General features: G+C 55.9%; 13 protein-coding genes. 10 read left to right on the forward strand and 3 right to left on the reverse strand.

Annotation, left to right across the window (positions count from 1 at the left end):
- Window positions 1-52: 52 nt before the first annotated feature.
- Window positions 53-466 (forward strand): VOC family protein, encoded by a 414-nt coding sequence (locus LQ945_RS12230; RefSeq protein WP_182824171.1) that lies wholly within the window; start codon window positions 53-55, stop codon window positions 464-466.
- Between the two features lie 611 nt (window positions 467-1,077).
- On the opposite strand, the gene LQ945_RS12235 is transcribed toward LQ945_RS12230, so the two are convergent.
- Window positions 1,078-2,277 carry an NAD(P)/FAD-dependent oxidoreductase gene (locus tag LQ945_RS12235; RefSeq protein WP_270100867.1) on the reverse strand — a complete coding sequence of 400 codons (1,200 nt, stop codon included), beginning with the start codon at window positions 2,275-2,277 and terminating at the stop codon, window positions 1,078-1,080.
- A 301-nt stretch (window positions 2,278-2,578) separates the two neighbouring features.
- On the opposite strand from LQ945_RS12235, the gene pitA reads away from it, so the two are divergent.
- Complete coding sequence (gene pitA / locus LQ945_RS12240; RefSeq protein ID WP_044554835.1) at window positions 2,579-4,081, forward strand: inorganic phosphate transporter PitA; 1,503 nt, start codon at window positions 2,579-2,581, stop codon at window positions 4,079-4,081.
- 75 nt (window positions 4,082-4,156) lie between these two features.
- On the opposite strand, the gene uspB is transcribed toward pitA, so the two are convergent.
- The gene (gene uspB, locus LQ945_RS12245; protein WP_020837437.1) at window positions 4,157-4,492 is read right to left on the reverse strand and encodes a universal stress protein UspB; all 336 of its coding nucleotides are present in this window, start codon (window positions 4,490-4,492) and stop codon (window positions 4,157-4,159) included.
- 617 nt (window positions 4,493-5,109) lie between these two features.
- Between uspB and uspA the strand changes: the two genes are divergently transcribed.
- The 8 genes from uspA (at window position 5,110) to LQ945_RS12285 (ending at window position 14,281) form a co-directional block, all read left to right on the forward strand.
- Window positions 5,110-5,556 carry a universal stress protein UspA gene (gene uspA / locus LQ945_RS12250; protein WP_012147365.1) on the forward strand — a complete coding sequence of 149 codons (447 nt, stop codon included), beginning with the start codon at window positions 5,110-5,112 and terminating at the stop codon, window positions 5,554-5,556.
- Window positions 5,557-5,814: 258 nt separating this feature from the next.
- The gene (gdhA, locus tag LQ945_RS12255; protein WP_020837438.1) at window positions 5,815-7,158 is read left to right on the forward strand and encodes an NADP-specific glutamate dehydrogenase; all 1,344 of its coding nucleotides are present in this window, start codon (window positions 5,815-5,817) and stop codon (window positions 7,156-7,158) included.
- A gap of 338 nt (window positions 7,159-7,496) precedes the next feature.
- On the forward strand, window positions 7,497-8,483 hold the full coding sequence (locus tag LQ945_RS12260) for an autoinducer 2 ABC transporter substrate-binding protein (protein ID WP_020837439.1): 987 nt from the start codon (window positions 7,497-7,499) through the stop codon (window positions 8,481-8,483).
- Between the two features lie 111 nt (window positions 8,484-8,594).
- Window positions 8,595-10,094 (forward strand): sugar ABC transporter ATP-binding protein, encoded by a 1,500-nt coding sequence (locus LQ945_RS12265; protein ID WP_270100868.1) that lies wholly within the window; start codon window positions 8,595-8,597, stop codon window positions 10,092-10,094.
- Entirely contained in the window at window positions 10,087-11,076 is a 990-nt protein-coding gene (locus LQ945_RS12270; RefSeq protein ID WP_270100869.1) for an ABC transporter permease, read from the forward strand. The genes LQ945_RS12265 and LQ945_RS12270 overlap by 8 nt, the downstream gene beginning before the upstream one ends.
- 1 nt (window position 11,077) lies before the next feature.
- Window positions 11,078-12,031, forward strand: a complete 954-nt coding sequence (locus LQ945_RS12275; protein WP_020837442.1) for an ABC transporter permease — start codon at window positions 11,078-11,080, stop codon at window positions 12,029-12,031.
- A 13-nt stretch (window positions 12,032-12,044) separates the two neighbouring features.
- On the forward strand, window positions 12,045-13,682 hold the full coding sequence (locus LQ945_RS12280) for an FGGY-family carbohydrate kinase (protein WP_044554839.1): 1,638 nt from the start codon (window positions 12,045-12,047) through the stop codon (window positions 13,680-13,682).
- Entirely contained in the window at window positions 13,682-14,281 is a 600-nt protein-coding gene (locus LQ945_RS12285; RefSeq protein ID WP_270100870.1) for a KpsF/GutQ family sugar-phosphate isomerase, read from the forward strand. The genes LQ945_RS12280 and LQ945_RS12285 overlap by 1 nt, the downstream gene beginning before the upstream one ends.
- A 52-nt stretch (window positions 14,282-14,333) precedes the next feature.
- Here LQ945_RS12285 and LQ945_RS12290 read toward each other — a convergent pair whose 3' ends face one another.
- On the reverse strand, window positions 14,334-16,232 hold the full coding sequence (locus LQ945_RS12290; protein ID WP_270100871.1) for a bifunctional metallophosphatase/5'-nucleotidase: 1,899 nt from the start codon (window positions 16,230-16,232) through the stop codon (window positions 14,334-14,336).
- Between the last annotated feature and the right edge of the window lie 73 nt (window positions 16,233-16,305).

A 16,305-nucleotide genomic window follows, 5' to 3' on the forward strand; every position in this document is an offset into this window, starting at 1 on the left:
GGCGACGGGTATATTATACTGATTAATTATCCGTCGATCTGAGGACATCAGCGTGCGCCCATTCAGCCTGAAGAAAATCGATCACCTGGTACTGCGCGTCACCGACCTGGAAAAAAGCCTTCAATTTTATACCCAGATACTGGGGTGTGAAATCGCCAGACGGCGTCCCGATCTGGGGCTGGTGCATCTGCGCGTCGGCGTTTCCATGCTTGATCTGGTCGACGTCGACGGCGTGCTGGGGAAAAAAGGGGGCCAGCATCCCGATGCTCGCCAGCAGAATGTCGATCATTTCTGTTTGCGCATCGAACCTTTCAACGAGGGCGAACTGCTGGCCTATTTGCGATCGCAGGGGATCAGCGTTGATCCCCCCGAGTCCCGATTCGGCGCAGAGGGCGACGGGCCGTCTCTCTATTTCACCGATCCGGACGGCAATCACGTGGAGCTGAAAGGCCCTGCAGCGGAGTGAGCCAGGATAACCCGCAGGGCGGAGTTTTATTGGCTGGTGCTGCCTGCTACGGCCCTATTCCCTGATAACGTGCAACGCCATCAGCGCCTCAACGCAGGGCTGAAACCGTCGCGATGAACTCGGGATCCTGTGCAGCCGGATAATTGCGTGTTGCCACGGTTCAGGAACCAGGCCATGGCTGCGGAACCGCTGTGTGCCAGGTCATTGATATTGTTATAGCGCAGAAAGCCATTGGCTTGTTTTGTTAACGCTGTAACCTGAATGGCTGGGGTAATAGGTCATTGCCGGGTAAAGAAAATGCCGTTCGCGACAATTTCTCACTCGAAAATATGAGAAATAATTATAGGTTAGGTTTTTATTTATTACGGAAAATAAAATACTGATTGAATTACGTTGTTATTTTAATTAATTAAAAATCATTAATACGGAAACCATCTGAAAATACTCTCTATTTGAAATCATTTTAAAGGGCGTTTTAAAAATTATCTCATCACTCTATTTTTCTCATGGCGTACGATATTTAATTCATCTTTACGCCATAAATTTATTTACCGCGCAGGTTCCGATCCCACGCAGCAAATAGCGGTTTTAAAAACATTCCGGCGGCGAGATTATTGCTTCTGCGCCACCAGCGCCTGAGCGCAGGCCCAGGCAGAGCTCCAGGCCCACTGGAAGTTATATCCCCCCAGCCACCCTGTCACGTCCACCACTTCGCCGATAAAGTACAGGCCCGGCACCTTGGCGGCCTCCATGGTCTTGGAGGAAAGCTCTTTGGTGTCGACGCCGCCGAGCGTCACTTCCGCCGTGCGGTAGCCTTCGGTGCCGTTGGGTTGCACACGCCAGTTCTGCAACGTTTCGACCAACGCGGCCTGTTGCGTCGGGTTCAACTGCTTGAGCGTGGCTTCCGGCAGTTGCCCCAGCGTCTGCAAACATTCCACCAAGCGCTTCGGCAGATGCAACGCCAGGGTGTTTTTCAGACTTTGATTCGGGTGTGCCTGACGCTGCTCATTGAGGAAGCCCGCCAGATCAAGCGTAGGAAGTAAGTTAACGCTCACAAACTCTCCAGGCTGCCAGTAGCTGGAAAGTTGCAATACCGCCGGGCCGGACAGGCCGCGGTGGGTAAACAGAATGCTTTCGCGGAAGCTGACGCCGTTTTCTGCGGTGATCACCGCCGGCACAGACACGCCAGAAAGGGTTTGCAGGTGCTCCAGCAGCGGCTTATGCAGCGTAAAAGGCACCAGCGCGGCACGCGTCGGCAGGACTTTCAGGCCAAACTGCTCCGCCAGCTTATAGCCGAACGGCGTCGCGCCCAGGCCCGGCATCGACAGCCCACCGCTGGCCACCACAAGTGAGCGAGCGCTCACTTTCTCACCATTCAGCGCCAGTTCGAAGCCTTCTGCGGTTTTCTCTACGCCCAGCACTTCGCTGCGCAGGCGTGTCGTCACCTGACCCTGCTCGCACTCTTTCACCAAGAGTTCGACCACCTGCTGCGCCGAGTCGTCGCAAAACAGTTGTCCCAGGGTTTTCTCGTGGTAGGCGATGCCATGACGGTTGATCAGATCGATAAAGTCCCACTGGGTGTAACGCGCCAGCGCCGACTTGCAAAAATGCGGGTTATTCGACAGGTAAGCGGCAGGCTCCGTGTACATGTTGGTAAAGTTACAGCGTCCGCCGCCGGACATCAGGATTTTGCGCCCCGGTTTTTTGCCGTTGTCGAGCAGCAGCACCCGGCAGCCGAGTTGCCCTGCCTGCGCCGCGCAAAACATGCCCGCTGCGCCTGCACCTATTACCACGACATCAAACTGTTCCACCTGCGCCTCTCTGAATAAAAACCACAATCGCGACAAAAGGCCGCCATTTTACGCCGTTTCGCTGCCGGTAACCGACAACTTTACGGCGGCAGATTGTAAAGCCATGCCGCCCTCAACGCCATAGTAAGAAAATATTACAGCGAGCCATTCAGCATAACGCGCTGATATTTCATGTATTTGTCATACCAGCGCCATCGTTTCGTCATATCGAAATCAAAAAAACGTCATATTTTCCTTTTCCCCGGCCCCGGTTGTCACTGATAATGCGCGGCGTTCATGTCCACAAACTGGCGTAACGCTTATGCTGCATTTGTTCGCTGGCCTGGATTTCCATACCGGCCTGATGTTAATTCTCGCATTGTTGTTCGTGTTGTTTTATGAAGCCATTAACGGTTTTCATGACACGGCCAATGCGGTTGCTACTGTAATTTATACCCGTGCCATGCGCTCGCAACTTGCGGTTGTGATGGCTGGCTTGTTCAACTTTCTTGGCGTTATGCTCGGCGGTTTGAGTGTTGCTTACGCCATTGTTCATCTGCTGCCAACCGATCTGTTGTTGAACGTCAGTTCAGCGCACGGATTAGCCATGGTGTTCTCCATGCTGCTGGCGGCTATCATCTGGAACCTCGGCACCTGGTATTTCGGTCTGCCGGCCTCCAGCTCTCATACGCTGATTGGCGCAATTATCGGTGTGGGTTTAACCAACGCACTGATGACCCACACTTCGGTAGTGGATGCGCTTAACGTCCCGAAAATGATCGGTATTTTCCTGTCATTGCTCATCTCGCCGCTGGTAGGCATGATGGTCGCCGGGTTGATGGTGTTTGCTTTGCGCCGCTATTGGAGTGGTACCAAGAAACGCCAGCGTATGCACATGACCCCTGCGGAACGTGAAAAGGTCGACGGCAAACGCAAGCCGCCGTTCTGGACCCGTATCGCACTGATCCTGTCAGCCATCGGCGTTAGCTTCTCGCACGGCGCCAACGATGGTCAGAAAGGCATCGGCTTGATCATGCTAGTGCTGATCGGCGTTGCGCCGGCCGGCTTCGTGGTCAATATGAATGCAACCGGCTATGACATCACCCGTACGCGTGATGCCGTGACCCACCTGCAGCAATATTACCAGCAGCACAGCGACGCCTTGGCGCACGTGGTCACTCTGACCCCACTGGTGCCAAGCCCGGATGAGGACGTCTCGCCGGATAAACCTATCGAGTTCCACTGTGACAGCGCTCGCGCCATGCCGGCGATTGAGCTGACTCAGGGCTTGCTGAACAATCTGCAAAGTTACGATCAACTGACGGTAGAACAGCGTAGTCATCTGCGCCGCCTGCTGATGTGCGTAACGGATACCGCAGACAAGATCGCCAAGCTGCCGGAAACCTCGGCCCAGGACCAACGTTTCCTGAAAAACCTGCGTCAGGATCTGCTGCAAACCGTTGAGTATGCACCGATCTGGATTATCGTCGCGGTTGCTCTGGCGTTGTCGCTCGGTACCATGGTCGGCTGGCGTCGCGTCGCCACCACCATCGGCGAGAAAATCGGTAAGAAGGGCATGACCTACTCTCAGGGCGTGTCGGCTCAGATGACCGCAGCCTTGTCGATTGGCGTTGCCAGCTATACCGGCATGCCGGTTTCCACCACCCACGTACTCTCTTCGGCGGTAGCCGGGACGATGATTGTGGATGGCGGCGGCGTGCAAAGCAAAACCGTGAAGAACATCCTGTTGGCCTGGTTGTTAACCCTGCCAATCTCGATTCTGCTTTCCGGTTCGCTGTACTGGTTGGCGCTTAAGGTGATCTAAGCAGTTTGCCCGGTGAGAAAGGCGGCCCTGGTGGCCGCCTTTTTCTTTGTCTGTTGCAGACAGAATCGGTCGGATTCAATACCAAATCATCAGCGCAACCAGGCTGATAACCACCAGTCCGCACAGGGCTGAGGTCAGCATAAACTGCCCGCGCACTCGCTCACAGCGGCGGATAAACTCCGGATCATGATGCTCGACATAACGCTGCGAGAAGATATAGCGTACCAGCCGTATCTGCTTGCTCGGCTGGCCATGAGCGGTAAAGAAACCACCGCCGTCGACATATTGATACAGCAGCGGGTCACAGCCGCGCAGAACCACCAACAGCGCGCGCAGAGAAGAGTAATACCGCACCATGTTTAACACACACACCACACACAGAGCCCAAAACAGCGCGACGGTACTGATCATGATTGCCTCCTCAAGGCGTTGTTATCCGCGGCGCTCCGCCGGGTCCAACTGCCCTACCTCGATACCCATTACTGCTGGAGCCTACCGCTCCGATCCCCTTTACACCGTACAGGCCGCGCATAACCCACCGCCTCTGGAGACAGCCTATCGCCATGCCGATGCGCACGCGTAGGTTTGATTCAGAGGAGAAATGATAAGGCCTATAGTCATTATTGTAGGTTAATGAAACGCAAACTGGCCTGAGCAGTAGATAAAATTTACCGCAACCCACCCATTTGTCATCCACCTATTGGTTATAACTGATAACCGCCCCGCCAGACGCCGCCGGTCTTTTCCACTGCCCCTGAGGGCATTTGGGGCTATACTCTGTTTAAGAACGCTTATATTTCAATCGGTCAACCCAGCAACCGCATCATGGGCGATAGGCTTTTCTGCCCAGCGGGTGTAAAACTGACGGTAGAGAGATAAAGAGAGTTTTTTGATGCGGTGCATTGTGATCGCCCCAACATATCATTGCGTTATCTGAATGATAAAATGCAGGTAAACCTGAAGCGCCAGGCTGGTACGCTAAATGCCTGCTAACCTTTTAATCGGCATTATATGGAAGGAGTATTCTCATGGCTTACAAACACATTCTGATTGCGGTAGACCTGTCCCCGGAAAGTAAAATCCTGGTGGAGAAAGCCGTATCTATGGCGCGTCCTTACAACGCCAAAGTTTCCCTGATCCACGTAGATGTTAACTATTCCGACCTGTATACCGGCCTGATCGACGTTAATCTCGGCGATATGCAAAAACGCATTTCCGAAGAAACTCACCACGCATTGACCGAACTGTCGCAAAATGCCGGCTATCCAATTACCGAAACCCTGAGCGGCAGCGGCGATTTGGCGCAGGTATTGGTTGATGCCATCAAGAAATACGATATGGACCTGGTCCTGTGCGGCCACCATCAGGATTTCTGGAGTAAGCTGATGTCCTCCGCACGTCAGTTGATCAACACCGTGCACATCGACATGCTGATTGTGCCGCTGCGTGACGAAGACGAAAAAGCCGAAGATTAAGTCGGCGCCGCTAAACAGACTTGCCCAACGCCCGCGATTGCGGGCGTTTTTCATTCCGCCAACCTAATTAATCGCTTGATAATCAACCGCCCTCCAGTGATATAGTCGCTAAAGACACAACATCCTCCCCCAGGTTTTATCCATACCCATATTTATAAAAATAATGGGGGAAATTAACAGTATTACCCTATGAATTTCGGGCTGTGGCCGGGCTACAACGCTACAGTTTGGAAGGCAACGGGTATAAAGGAGTTATCCATGGAAAATACCGTATCGGTAGAGTCTTTCTTGTCCTCGCTTCAACAACATAATCCCCATCAACCGGAATTTTTACAGGCGGTCAGGGAAGTCTTCACTTCGCTGTGGCCTTTTATCGAGCGTAATCCGCGCTATCGCGAATATGCGCTGCTGGAGCGTTTGGTAGAGCCCGAGCGTACCATCCAGTTCCGCGTCAGTTGGGTGGACGATCGCGGCCAGGTGCAGGTCAACCGCGCCTGGCGCGTGCAGTTCAACTCCGCCATCGGGCCTTATAAAGGCGGCATGCGCTTTCATCCGTCGGTCAATTTGTCGATTCTGAAGTTCCTCGGCTTCGAACAGACGTTTAAAAACGCGTTAACCACCCTGCCGATGGGCGGCGGAAAAGGTGGTTCTGACTTTGATCCAAAAGGGAAAAGTCAGGCGGAAATCATGCGTTTCTGCCAGGCGCTGATGACCGAGCTGTACCGTCACCTCGGACCGGATACCGACGTGCCCGCCGGGGATATCGGCGTTGGCGGTCGTGAAGTCGGCTTTATGAGCGGCATGATGAAGAAACTGTCCAACAACACCGCCTGCGTGTTTACCGGCAAGGGGCTGTCATTCGGCGGCAGCCTGATCCGTCCAGAGGCCACCGGCTATGGGCTGGTCTATTTCACCGACGCCATGCTGCAACGTCACGGGCTGGGTTTTGAAGGCATGCGGGTTGCGGTATCCGGTTCAGGTAACGTGGCGCAATACACCATTGAAAAGGCGCTGGAGCTGGATGCGCGCGTGATCACCGTATCAGACTCCGGCGGCACCCTGGTCGATGAAGCCGGTTTCACCACCGAAAAACTGGCCCATTTGGTGGAGATCAAGAATCAGCGCTATGGTCGGGTGGAAGATTATGCCCGCGAACGCGGCCTGACCTATCTGGCCGGCCAGCAGCCCTGGAACGTGCCGGTGGATATCGCTCTGCCGTGCGCCACCCAAAACGAGCTGGATTTAGCCGCGGCACAGACGCTGATCCGCAACGGGGTCAAAGCTGTGGCTGAAGGCGCAAATATGCCGACCACCATTCAGGCGACCGATGCGTTCCTGGACGCCGGGGTACTGTTTGCGCCAGGCAAGGCGGCCAACGCCGGTGGGGTTGCCACCTCTGGGCTGGAGATGGCGCAGAACGCCGCGCGCATTGGTTGGCGCGCCGAGAAAGTGGATGTACGTTTACAACATATCATGGCGGATATTCATCACGCCTGCGTGGAATACGGCGGCGAGGGTAAGCAAACCCACTACGTACACGGCGCCAATATCGCCGGATTCGTCAAGGTAGCCGACGCCATGCTGGCACAGGGCGTGTTGTAACAGGTTCATAAGGTGATCTTGTTCACATATTGCTAAAATGCTTCAATGCCGGCGCTCAGTCCGGCATTTTTTCCCCTATAAAACCCGATTGCTCCGCCTAATTTGTTTTAAATATGTAAATAATTATGGTTTTTATTGTTAATTTTATGATGATTTTTCGTGGTAAAATTACCACCACTGAATTATTCAACATTTAATTAACATTAAAAACGTCATAATTTTACTTCAACGTGCACAGATCACAATTCCCCAACTATCGTTACGCCCCCTCTTCCATTCCTTTGTAATCTGCTCAGGTGGAAAAACAGCCACCCCTACAGATAAAAAAGGTACAGCGAATGAAATTTAACCTCGCATTATTAAATGCATGTGTGGTTTCTGCGTGCATGTTATCGACAACACCTGCCTTTGCTGCTGAAAAGTACGAGATTGCCGTGGTTGCCAAAGTGACCGGCATTCCCTGGTTCAACCGCATGGAAGTCGGCGTTAACGACGCGGCCAAAAAGCTCGACGTCAATGCCTACCAGACCGGGCCGTCCACCCCAGACCCGGCCGCACAGGTGAAAGTGATTGAAGACCTGATCGCCAAGAACGTCAACGCCATCATCGTGGTGCCTAACGACGCCAAAGTGCTGGAACCGGTGCTGAAAAAGGCGCGCGAGAAAGGCATCGTGGTGCTGACGCATGAATCCCCGGACCAGCAGATTGGCCAGTGGGACATTGAAACCATCGACAGCGAGAAGTATGCGCAGGCCAACGTCGATGAGCTGGCGAAAGACATGGGCGGCAAAGGCGGCTATGCCATTTACGTGGGTTCGCTGACCGTGCCGTTGCACAACGCCTGGGCGGATTCCGCCATCAAGTACCAGAAAGCCAAATATCCGGACATGTTCGAAGTCACTTCGCGCCTGCCGGTGGCGGAAAGCATCGATAAATCCTACGCCACCACGCTGGATTTAATGAAAACCTACCCGCAGATGAAAGGCATTATCGGTTTCGGCTCGCTCGGCCCGATCGGTGCCGGCCAGGCAGTCGCCAAGAAACGCGCCAAGGACAAGATCGCCGTAGTCGGTATTGCCATGCCGGCGCAGGCCGCGCCTTACCTGGCACGCGGCGACATCAAGAAAGCCCTGTTGTGGGATCCGAAAGACGCCGGTTATGCCCTGGTGACGGTGGCCGATCAGCTGTTACAAGGCAAAGAAGTGACCAAAGATTTGTCGATCGAAGGTTTGGGTAAAGCCGACGTCGACATGGATAAAAAAGTGATTCGGTTTAATAAAATTCTTGAAGTCACTAAAGATAATGCCAAATCGCTAGGATTTTAATTTTCAGTAATATTACGCCACACCGGGAAAGTCATGAAACAACGAAGGGCGCAATATATGCGCCCCGAGTTTCAGTCACGACCATAATAAAAACCTGCACAGGTTAACGCTATGACCACATCCACCGCATTTATCACCCTGGAAAATATCAGTAAGCGATTTCCAGGCGTGCTGGCCTTGGACCAGATCAACCTGACGCTAAATATTGGCGAAGTGCACTGCCTGGCCGGGCAAAATGGCTGCGGAAAAAGCACCATCATTAAAATTATTTCCGGCGTTTATCAGCCGGAAAAAGGCGCCAATATTTCGCTGGAAGGTAAACTTTTTCATTCTCTGACGCCGCAGCTGTCCGGCTATTACGGTATTCAGGTAATTTATCAGGATCTGTCGTTATTCCCCAACCTGACCGTGGCGGAAAATATCGCCATTCACCGCTACCTGCCCGGCGGCCATTTCTGGGTGCGCAAACAGGTGATGCGCCAGACGGCGCTGGATGCCATGGCGCGCGTCGGCGTGCATATCGATCCCGACAAGAAAGTTGAAAAACTGTCGATTGCCGATCGCCAACTGGTGGCCATATGCCGCGCCATTGCCGCCGAAGCACGGCTGGTGATCATGGATGAGCCAACCGCTTCGCTGACGCGGCAAGAGGTCGACGGCCTGCTGCGGGTGGTCAACGAACTGAAAGCGGCGGGCATTTGCGTGGTGTTTGTCAGCCACCGGCTGGATGAAGTGATGGAGGTCGCCGACCGCATCAGCGTGATGCGCGACGGCAAGCTGGTCGGCACTTATCCGGCCAGCCAGTTGGACAGTCATGAACTGGCGTTCCTGATGACCGGCCAACGCTTCCATTACAGCCAACTGCCAGCGCTGGCGTCCACCGACAGCGCACCGTTGCTCGAGGTTCGCAATCTCAGCCGGCGCGGAAAATACCAGGACATCAATCTTTCATTGCACGGCGGCGAGATCGTCTCGATCGTCGGGCTGCTTGGCGCGGGCCGTACCGAGCTGTGCCTCAGCCTGTTCGGCATGACCCGTCCCGACAGCGGAGAAATTCGCATCGACGGCCATCCGGTCCAGCTGCACAACAACCGTGAAGCGGTACGCCAGGGTATCGGCTATGTGTCGGAGGATCGTCTTACGCAAGGGCTGATCATGGAGCAGTCGATCTACGACAACACCATCGTCACGGTCTTTGATCAACTGCACACCCCGCTCGGGTTGCTGGACCATGCCAAAGCGACCGAGCTGGTTGACCGGCTGATTCGCGATCTGAACATCAAGGTTTCCGACAGCACGCTGCCGGTAAAAACCCTGTCGGGCGGTAATGCGCAACGTATCGCCATCGCCAAGTGGGTAGCAACGCAGCCGAAGATCCTGATCCTTGACTCGCCCACCGTCGGGGTGGATATCGCCAACAAAGAGGGGATCTACCAGATCGCCAAAGATCTGGCCGCGCTCGGTATGGCGGTACTGATGATCTGCGACGAGATCCCGGAAGCCTATTACAACAGCCATCGGGTGATTGTGATGCGCAAGGGCGAGCTGATCGCCGAGTTTTCGCCGCACCACAGTACCGAACAACAGATCGCCGAGGTGGTGAATGGATAAGTCATTATTGGCCCGCCTGGCCGGCCGGCACGAGTTTTATCTGGGCCTGCTGGTGTTGTTGCTGGCAATAGGGCTGAGCATCAGCACCAGCGAGTTTCTGACGCTGGGTAACCTGACCGACGTCGCCACCAGCTACGCCATTCTCGGCATTCTCGCCTGCGGCCTGTTCGTGGTGCTGATTGCCGGCGGCATCGACATTTCATTCCCGGCAATCACCGCCATCGCGCAGTACGTGATGGCCAGTTGGGTCATTCAACACGGCGGCGGCTTCCCGCTGGCGTTCGCACTGGCAATGGGCGTCGGCCTGCTGCTCGGGCTGGTGAACGGTTTCCTGGTCTACTGGCTGAAGGTGCCGGCGATCATCATCACCATCGCCACCCTGAACCTGTTCTACGGCTTACTGGTGTACGCCACCAACGGCACCTGGCTGTACGGTTTCCCCGACTGGTTTATGGATGGCATCAGCTGGTTCTCGTTCCAGGGGTCCGACGGTTATGACTACGGCCTGACGCTGCCGCTGCTGTGCCTGCTGGCGGTGATTATCGTCACCGGCGTACTGATGAACTTTACCCGCCTCGGCCGCCAGATTTTCGCCATGGGCGGCAACCGCGATGCGGCGTCGCGCCTGGGGCTTAACCTGCTGCGGCTGCACTTCTACGTTTACGGCTACATGGGCATTCTGGCGGGTATCGCCGCGGTGGTACAGGCGCAGATAACCCAATCGGTAGCCCCCAACTCCCTGCTCGGTTTTGAGCTGACGGTGCTGGCGGCGGTGGTGCTGGGCGGCACCAGCATGACCGGTGGGCGCGGCTCCCTGACCGGCACGCTGCTGGGCGTGGTGCTGTTGGCCTTCCTGCAAAACGGCCTGACGCTGCTCAGCGTGTCGGCCTATTGGCACCAGGTGTTCAGCGGCGCGATCATTCTGATCAGCATCAGCAGCACCGCCTGGAATGAAAAACGCAAGCTGGCCAAGGAGCTATGACATGATCCAGTTAACCCGTCTGATCCCCAACGATCGGATCATCCGCCTGCAAAGCGCGATCATTATCGCCGTAGCGCTGCTGTTCGCCGGGCTGCTCGGATCGCGCTTCTTCAGCCTCGGCAATTTCCAGTCAATCGCCTCGCAGCTGCCTATCCTCGGCATGCTGGCGCTCGGGATGGGCATTACCATGCTGACCGGCGGCATCAATCTGTCGATTATCGCCGGTGCCAACGCCTGCTCGCTGGTGATGGCGGCGATTATCGTCAGCCATCCTGACCAGCCGCTGTTTCTGGCGCTGGCACTGCTGGCCGGGCTGCTGGTCGCCGTCGCCATTGGCGCACTTAACGGCGTGCTGGTCGCCTGGATCGGCGTTTCGCCCATCCTCGCTTCGCTCGGCACCATGACGCTGATCACCGGCCTGAATATTCTGCTGTCCAACGGCGCGGTGATCTCCGGTTTCCCGGCGGCGATTCAGTATCTCGGCAACGGCAGCCTGCTCGGCATCCCGGTGGCGCTGCTGCTGTTTCTGCTGGTATCCGTTGGCCTGTGGCTATTGCTGGAGCACACCACGCTCGGGCGCAGCCTGTATCTGATTGGCTCCAACGAACAAGCCACCCGTTTTAGCGGCGTAAACACCGCCCGGGTACAGATTGCGGTCTATATTTTGTCCGCCCTGCTCGGCTGGGGTGCGGCACTGCTGATGATGGCCAAATTCAACTCGGCCAAGGCCGGTTACGGCGAATCCTATCTGCTGGTGACCATTTTGGCCTCGGTGCTGGGCGGCATTAACCCGGACGGCGGGTTTGGCCGGGTGCTGGGTCTGGTGCTGGCGCTGATAGTGCTGCAAATGCTGGAAAGCGGCCTCAACCTGCTGGGCGTCAGCAGCTATCTGACCATGGCCCTGTGGGGCGGTGTGCTGATCCTGTTTATCGCATTACAGAATCGAAAAGCCTGACTGGAGAAAAACAATGGCGAGCTATTTTATTGGCGTAGATGTAGGCACCGGAAGTGCGCGCGCAGGGGTATTCGATCTCAACGGCCACATGGTCGGGCAGGCCAGCCGAACCATCGACCTGTATCGCCCGAAGGCGGACTTCGTTGAACAGTCTTCGGACAATATCTGGCAGGCGGTGTGCAACGCGGTGCGCGATGCGGTCAACCAGGCCGACATCAACCCGATTCAGGTCAAAGGACTGGGTTTTGACGCCACCTGTTCTCTGGTGGTACTGGACAAAGAGGGCCAACCGCTGACCGTCAGCCCGTCCGGCCGTACCGAGCAGAACATCATCGTGTGGATGGATCACCGCGCCATCACCCAGGCCGAACGCATCAACGCCACCAAACATCGGGTGCTGGATTTCGTCGGCGGCATCATTTCGCCGGAAATGCAGACCCCTAAAATGCTGTGGCTGAAGCAGCATATGCCGACTACCTGGGCCAATGCCGGTTACCTGTTTGACCTGCCGGACTTTCTCACCTGGCGTGCCACCCAGGACGCGACCCGCTCACTGTGTTCGACGGTGTGCAAATGGACCTATCTCGGCCATGAACAGCGCTGGGACAAAAGCTATTTCAAACAGATTGGATTGGAAGACGTGCTGGAGCACGATGCCGCCAAGATCGGCAGCGACGTCAAAATGATGGGCGAACCGCTCGGTCACGGCCTCACCCAGCGTGCCGCCAGTGAAATGGGCCTGATTGCCGGTACGGCGGTCAGCGTCTCGATCATCGACGCCCACGCCGGGACGCTCGGCACGCTCGGCGCTACCGGGGTCTCCGGTGAAGTGGCAGACTTTAACCGCCGTGTCGCGCTGATTGGCGGTACCTCCACCGGCCATATGGCGATGTCCCGTACCGCCCGTTTTATCGGCGGCGTATGGGGGCCATATTACTCGGCGATCCTGCCGGAATACTGGCTGAACGAGGGCGGTCAGTCCGCCACCGGCGCGCTGATTGACCATGTGATCCAGTCGCACCCTTGCTATCCGGAGCTGCTGGCGCAGGCAAAAACCCAGGGGCAGACGATTTATGAAGTGCTGAATGCCCTGCTGCGCCGTATGGCCGGTGAGCCGGAGGAGATTGCCTTCCTGACTCAGGATATTCATATGCTGCCGTATTTCCACGGCAACCGTTCGCCACGCGCCAACCCGACGCTGACCGGTACCCTGACCGGGCTGAAGCTGTCGCGTACCCCGGAAGACATGGCCTTGCATTATCTGGCGACCATCCAGGCGATCGCGCTGGGTACCCGTCATATTATTGAAACCATGAACCAAAGTGGCTACAGCATCGACACCATCATGGCCAGCGGCGGCGGCACCAAAAACCCGATTTTCGTGCAGGAACATGCCAATGCCACCGGCTGCGCCATGCTGTTGCCGGAAGAGAGCGAGGCGATGCTGTTGGGGGGAGCGATGATGGGCACGGTGGCGGCCGGGGTATTCGACACGCTGCCGGAAGCCATGAGCGCCATGAGTCGTATCGGTAAAACCGTGACGCCACAGACCAACAAAATCAAACGCTATTACGACCGTAAATACCGCGTGTTCCATGAGCTGTATAACGACCACATGAAATACCGCCAACTGATGCAGGAGGAGGCCTGATGCAGCAGGAATGGCAGCGGGCCGCTGAAGCCTGGGCAATCTACAGCCGGGAACTGGCGCAGCTAAGCCAGCGCATCGACGCACAAAGCTGGCAACGGCTGCTGACGGCATTGGCCGAGTGCCGGGGGAAAATCGTGGTCACCGGCGTAGGAACTTCCGGTATCGCGGCACGCAAGATAGCCCATATGCTGGCCTGCGTAGAGCGCCCGGCCATCTACCTGAACGCCACCGATGCAGCGCATGGCGATCTGGGCTTTTTGCGCAGCGATGACCTGATGATCCTGATTTCACGCGGCGGTAATTCCGACGAATTGACCCGCCTGCTGCCAACGCTGCAGGCCAAGAATGTGCCGCTGATCGGCGTAACGGAAAACCCGGATTCGGCGATCGCCAAAGCGGCACGGTTGGTGATCCGCACCGGGGTGGAAAATGAGATAGATCCGCTGAATATGCTGGCAACCACGTCTATCGTGCTGGTATTAGCAATCTTCGACGCGGCCTGCGCCTGTCTGATGGAGCGCAGTGGCTATAACAAAGAAACGCTGCTGGCGGTACACCCGGGGGGCGATGTCGGCAAGCGTTTACTGCAGGGTAAGTAATCCACGGGTATTGGTAGGGCTCAGCATACCTACGCCGAGCCCATTATCTCTATCAGGCTTTATTAATCGCCTCGATAATCACTAACCGATCGCTCAGGCGTTTTTTCGCCACCGGATCGCTGGCGGCGGCCATTTCTGCCTTCAATGCCGCCTGTTGCTGCTGACGGGCCTTCGGCTCGCCGATCAGCAGTGGCTTCACGTTGAACGACGCGACATTGCCGTAACGCCCATCTTCACTGGTAGGTACGCTGATTTTGCCGTCATTCAGCAGTTTTTCGACGATTTTACGCTCACGCTCGTAGCCTTCCAACCCAACCAACTGCCAGCGCTGCACCGCCTGTCCCTGATACTGGCCTTTTTTCACTTCGGTCAGATAACGGATAGTCAGGTTGCGGATAGTTCCGGCCTCTTCGCCATATTCAGCCTTGCTGTCCGACAGTACCGGGAACTGCATGCCCTCCAACGCGCCGCCTTTTTGCGTCAGGTGCCCCATGCGGTAGCTGTTCATGCCCAGACGGATTGGCGTGCTGTCAGTCACCGGCGTGCCGTCGGCCATCCGCAGATCGCGGATGCGCTGCCCGACCGGTTGGCGCAGGTCGATTTTATAGGTCACGCCATCGAAGAAATCATTGGTGGAATACTTGGACGCGCGGCGCTGCGGGTTAAAGCTGTAGGTGACATCGCCGTCCTGCAGCTGATTGAAGTAGCCCGCCGACCATTCCATGTACTTCTTCAATTCTTTGCCGCTGAGCTGATAAACCGTGATCTCACCGCCGGCATATTGGTAATTGAAGGCGATATCTTTGGCCGTGATGGTGCCGACGTTTAATTTTGGCCGGTCGTTATCAATCTGCAGCGCGATCACCTGCGCCTGTGGCGCATAGTAACGGCTGGCTTCCTGATACAGTTTGCTGATGCCGGTATCCTGCACGTGCACCTGCGGGATCCCCTTCACTGCATCCGGCGGCACCAGATCCTGGCCGCTGAGCTGAGCAATAGGCCGGTTGGCGTTGGCGCGCAAAATCTTGTGATAAGGCTGATAAATCTCTTCCAGCTTTTTATCCGACGCGATGCCTTTGATTGGATAGGTATAGCTGTCTTTGTTGATCAGCACGTACTTGCCGTTGTGTTGCTCAAACTGCAAATCGATGCGCGAAAGCGCACGGCCATATTTGTCCGGTTCGGTGACGATCACGCCGTTAATCACTTCTTTATCGACTTTGACGTGCATATGCCCGGCGACGATCGCCGCCAGTTCCGGGTTCGCGCGGGCGATATCGCCAACGCCGGTGCCTGGGCGCTGGTTCTCGTTGTCGATGCCCATGTGCGCCACCAGCACGATCGCGTCCACTTCACCCTGAATTTGCTGAATGACCTGCTTCACCGCCTGCACCGGATCGGTAAAGTTCAACCCTTTCACCCGGTCGGTGCCTTTGGCGAACTCTGCGGTCATCGGCGTATCCATGCCGATAATGCCGATTTTCACGCCCTGGCGTTCAATGATTTTATACGCCGGCAGGTAGGGTTTGCCGCTCTCCCACAGAATATTGCCGGCCAATGCCGTGCCCTTGAACTGGTTCAGTGAGGTGGAAAGCGGTTTGAGGCCGAAATCGAATTCATGATTGCCCATCACCCAGACGTCATAGTCCAGCGCGTTAAACCCGAGGATCATCGGGCTGGTTTTGTCGTTTTTAAAAGTCTCGACAAAGTTGCCCTGAATGGTGTCACCGGCATCGACCAGGATCACGTTCGGCTGCTTCGCACGAACCTGTTGCACCTGGGTGGCGATTTGGCTCAGGCTGCCGGCCAGGTTTTCGGTGTCGGTCGAATAATCCCAGGGCACAAAGGTGCCGTGCAGATCGGACGTGCCGAGGATGGTGATATTGACTGGTTCAGAAGCCATTGCAGAGGTACCCAGGCAAAGCAAAACAGCAAGAAGTGTCTTCTTCATTATCATCTAATTATAGGAAGGGGAACGAACAGGAATCATGCGATCTGGAACACAAGCTTGCCAGTATCTTTGC

The organism is Serratia liquefaciens (assembly GCF_027594825.1).
Classification (GTDB): domain Bacteria; phylum Pseudomonadota; class Gammaproteobacteria; order Enterobacterales; family Enterobacteriaceae; genus Serratia; species Serratia liquefaciens_A.

Bases quoted from the DNA above. Each gene is read 5' to 3' on its own strand.
- pitA (WP_044554835.1), top strand. From the start codon at position 2,579: ATGCTGCATTTGTTCGCTGGCCTGGATTTCCATACCGGCCTGATGTTA.
- uspB (WP_020837437.1), bottom strand. From the start codon at position 4,492: ATGATCAGTACCGTCGCGCTGTTTTGGGCTCTGTGTGTGGTGTGTGTG.
- uspA (WP_012147365.1), top strand. From the start codon at position 5,110: ATGGCTTACAAACACATTCTGATTGCGGTAGACCTGTCCCCGGAAAGT.
- gdhA (WP_020837438.1), top strand. From the start codon at position 5,815: ATGGAAAATACCGTATCGGTAGAGTCTTTCTTGTCCTCGCTTCAACAA.
- LQ945_RS12260 (WP_020837439.1), top strand. From the start codon at position 7,497: ATGAAATTTAACCTCGCATTATTAAATGCATGTGTGGTTTCTGCGTGC.
- LQ945_RS12265 (WP_270100868.1), top strand. From the start codon at position 8,595: ATGACCACATCCACCGCATTTATCACCCTGGAAAATATCAGTAAGCGA.
- LQ945_RS12270 (WP_270100869.1), top strand. From the start codon at position 10,087: ATGGATAAGTCATTATTGGCCCGCCTGGCCGGCCGGCACGAGTTTTAT.
- LQ945_RS12275 (WP_020837442.1), top strand. From the start codon at position 11,078: ATGATCCAGTTAACCCGTCTGATCCCCAACGATCGGATCATCCGCCTG.
- LQ945_RS12280 (WP_044554839.1), top strand. From the start codon at position 12,045: ATGGCGAGCTATTTTATTGGCGTAGATGTAGGCACCGGAAGTGCGCGC.
- LQ945_RS12285 (WP_270100870.1), top strand. From the start codon at position 13,682: ATGCAGCAGGAATGGCAGCGGGCCGCTGAAGCCTGGGCAATCTACAGC.
- LQ945_RS12290 (WP_270100871.1), bottom strand. From the start codon at position 16,232: ATGAAGAAGACACTTCTTGCTGTTTTGCTTTGCCTGGGTACCTCTGCA.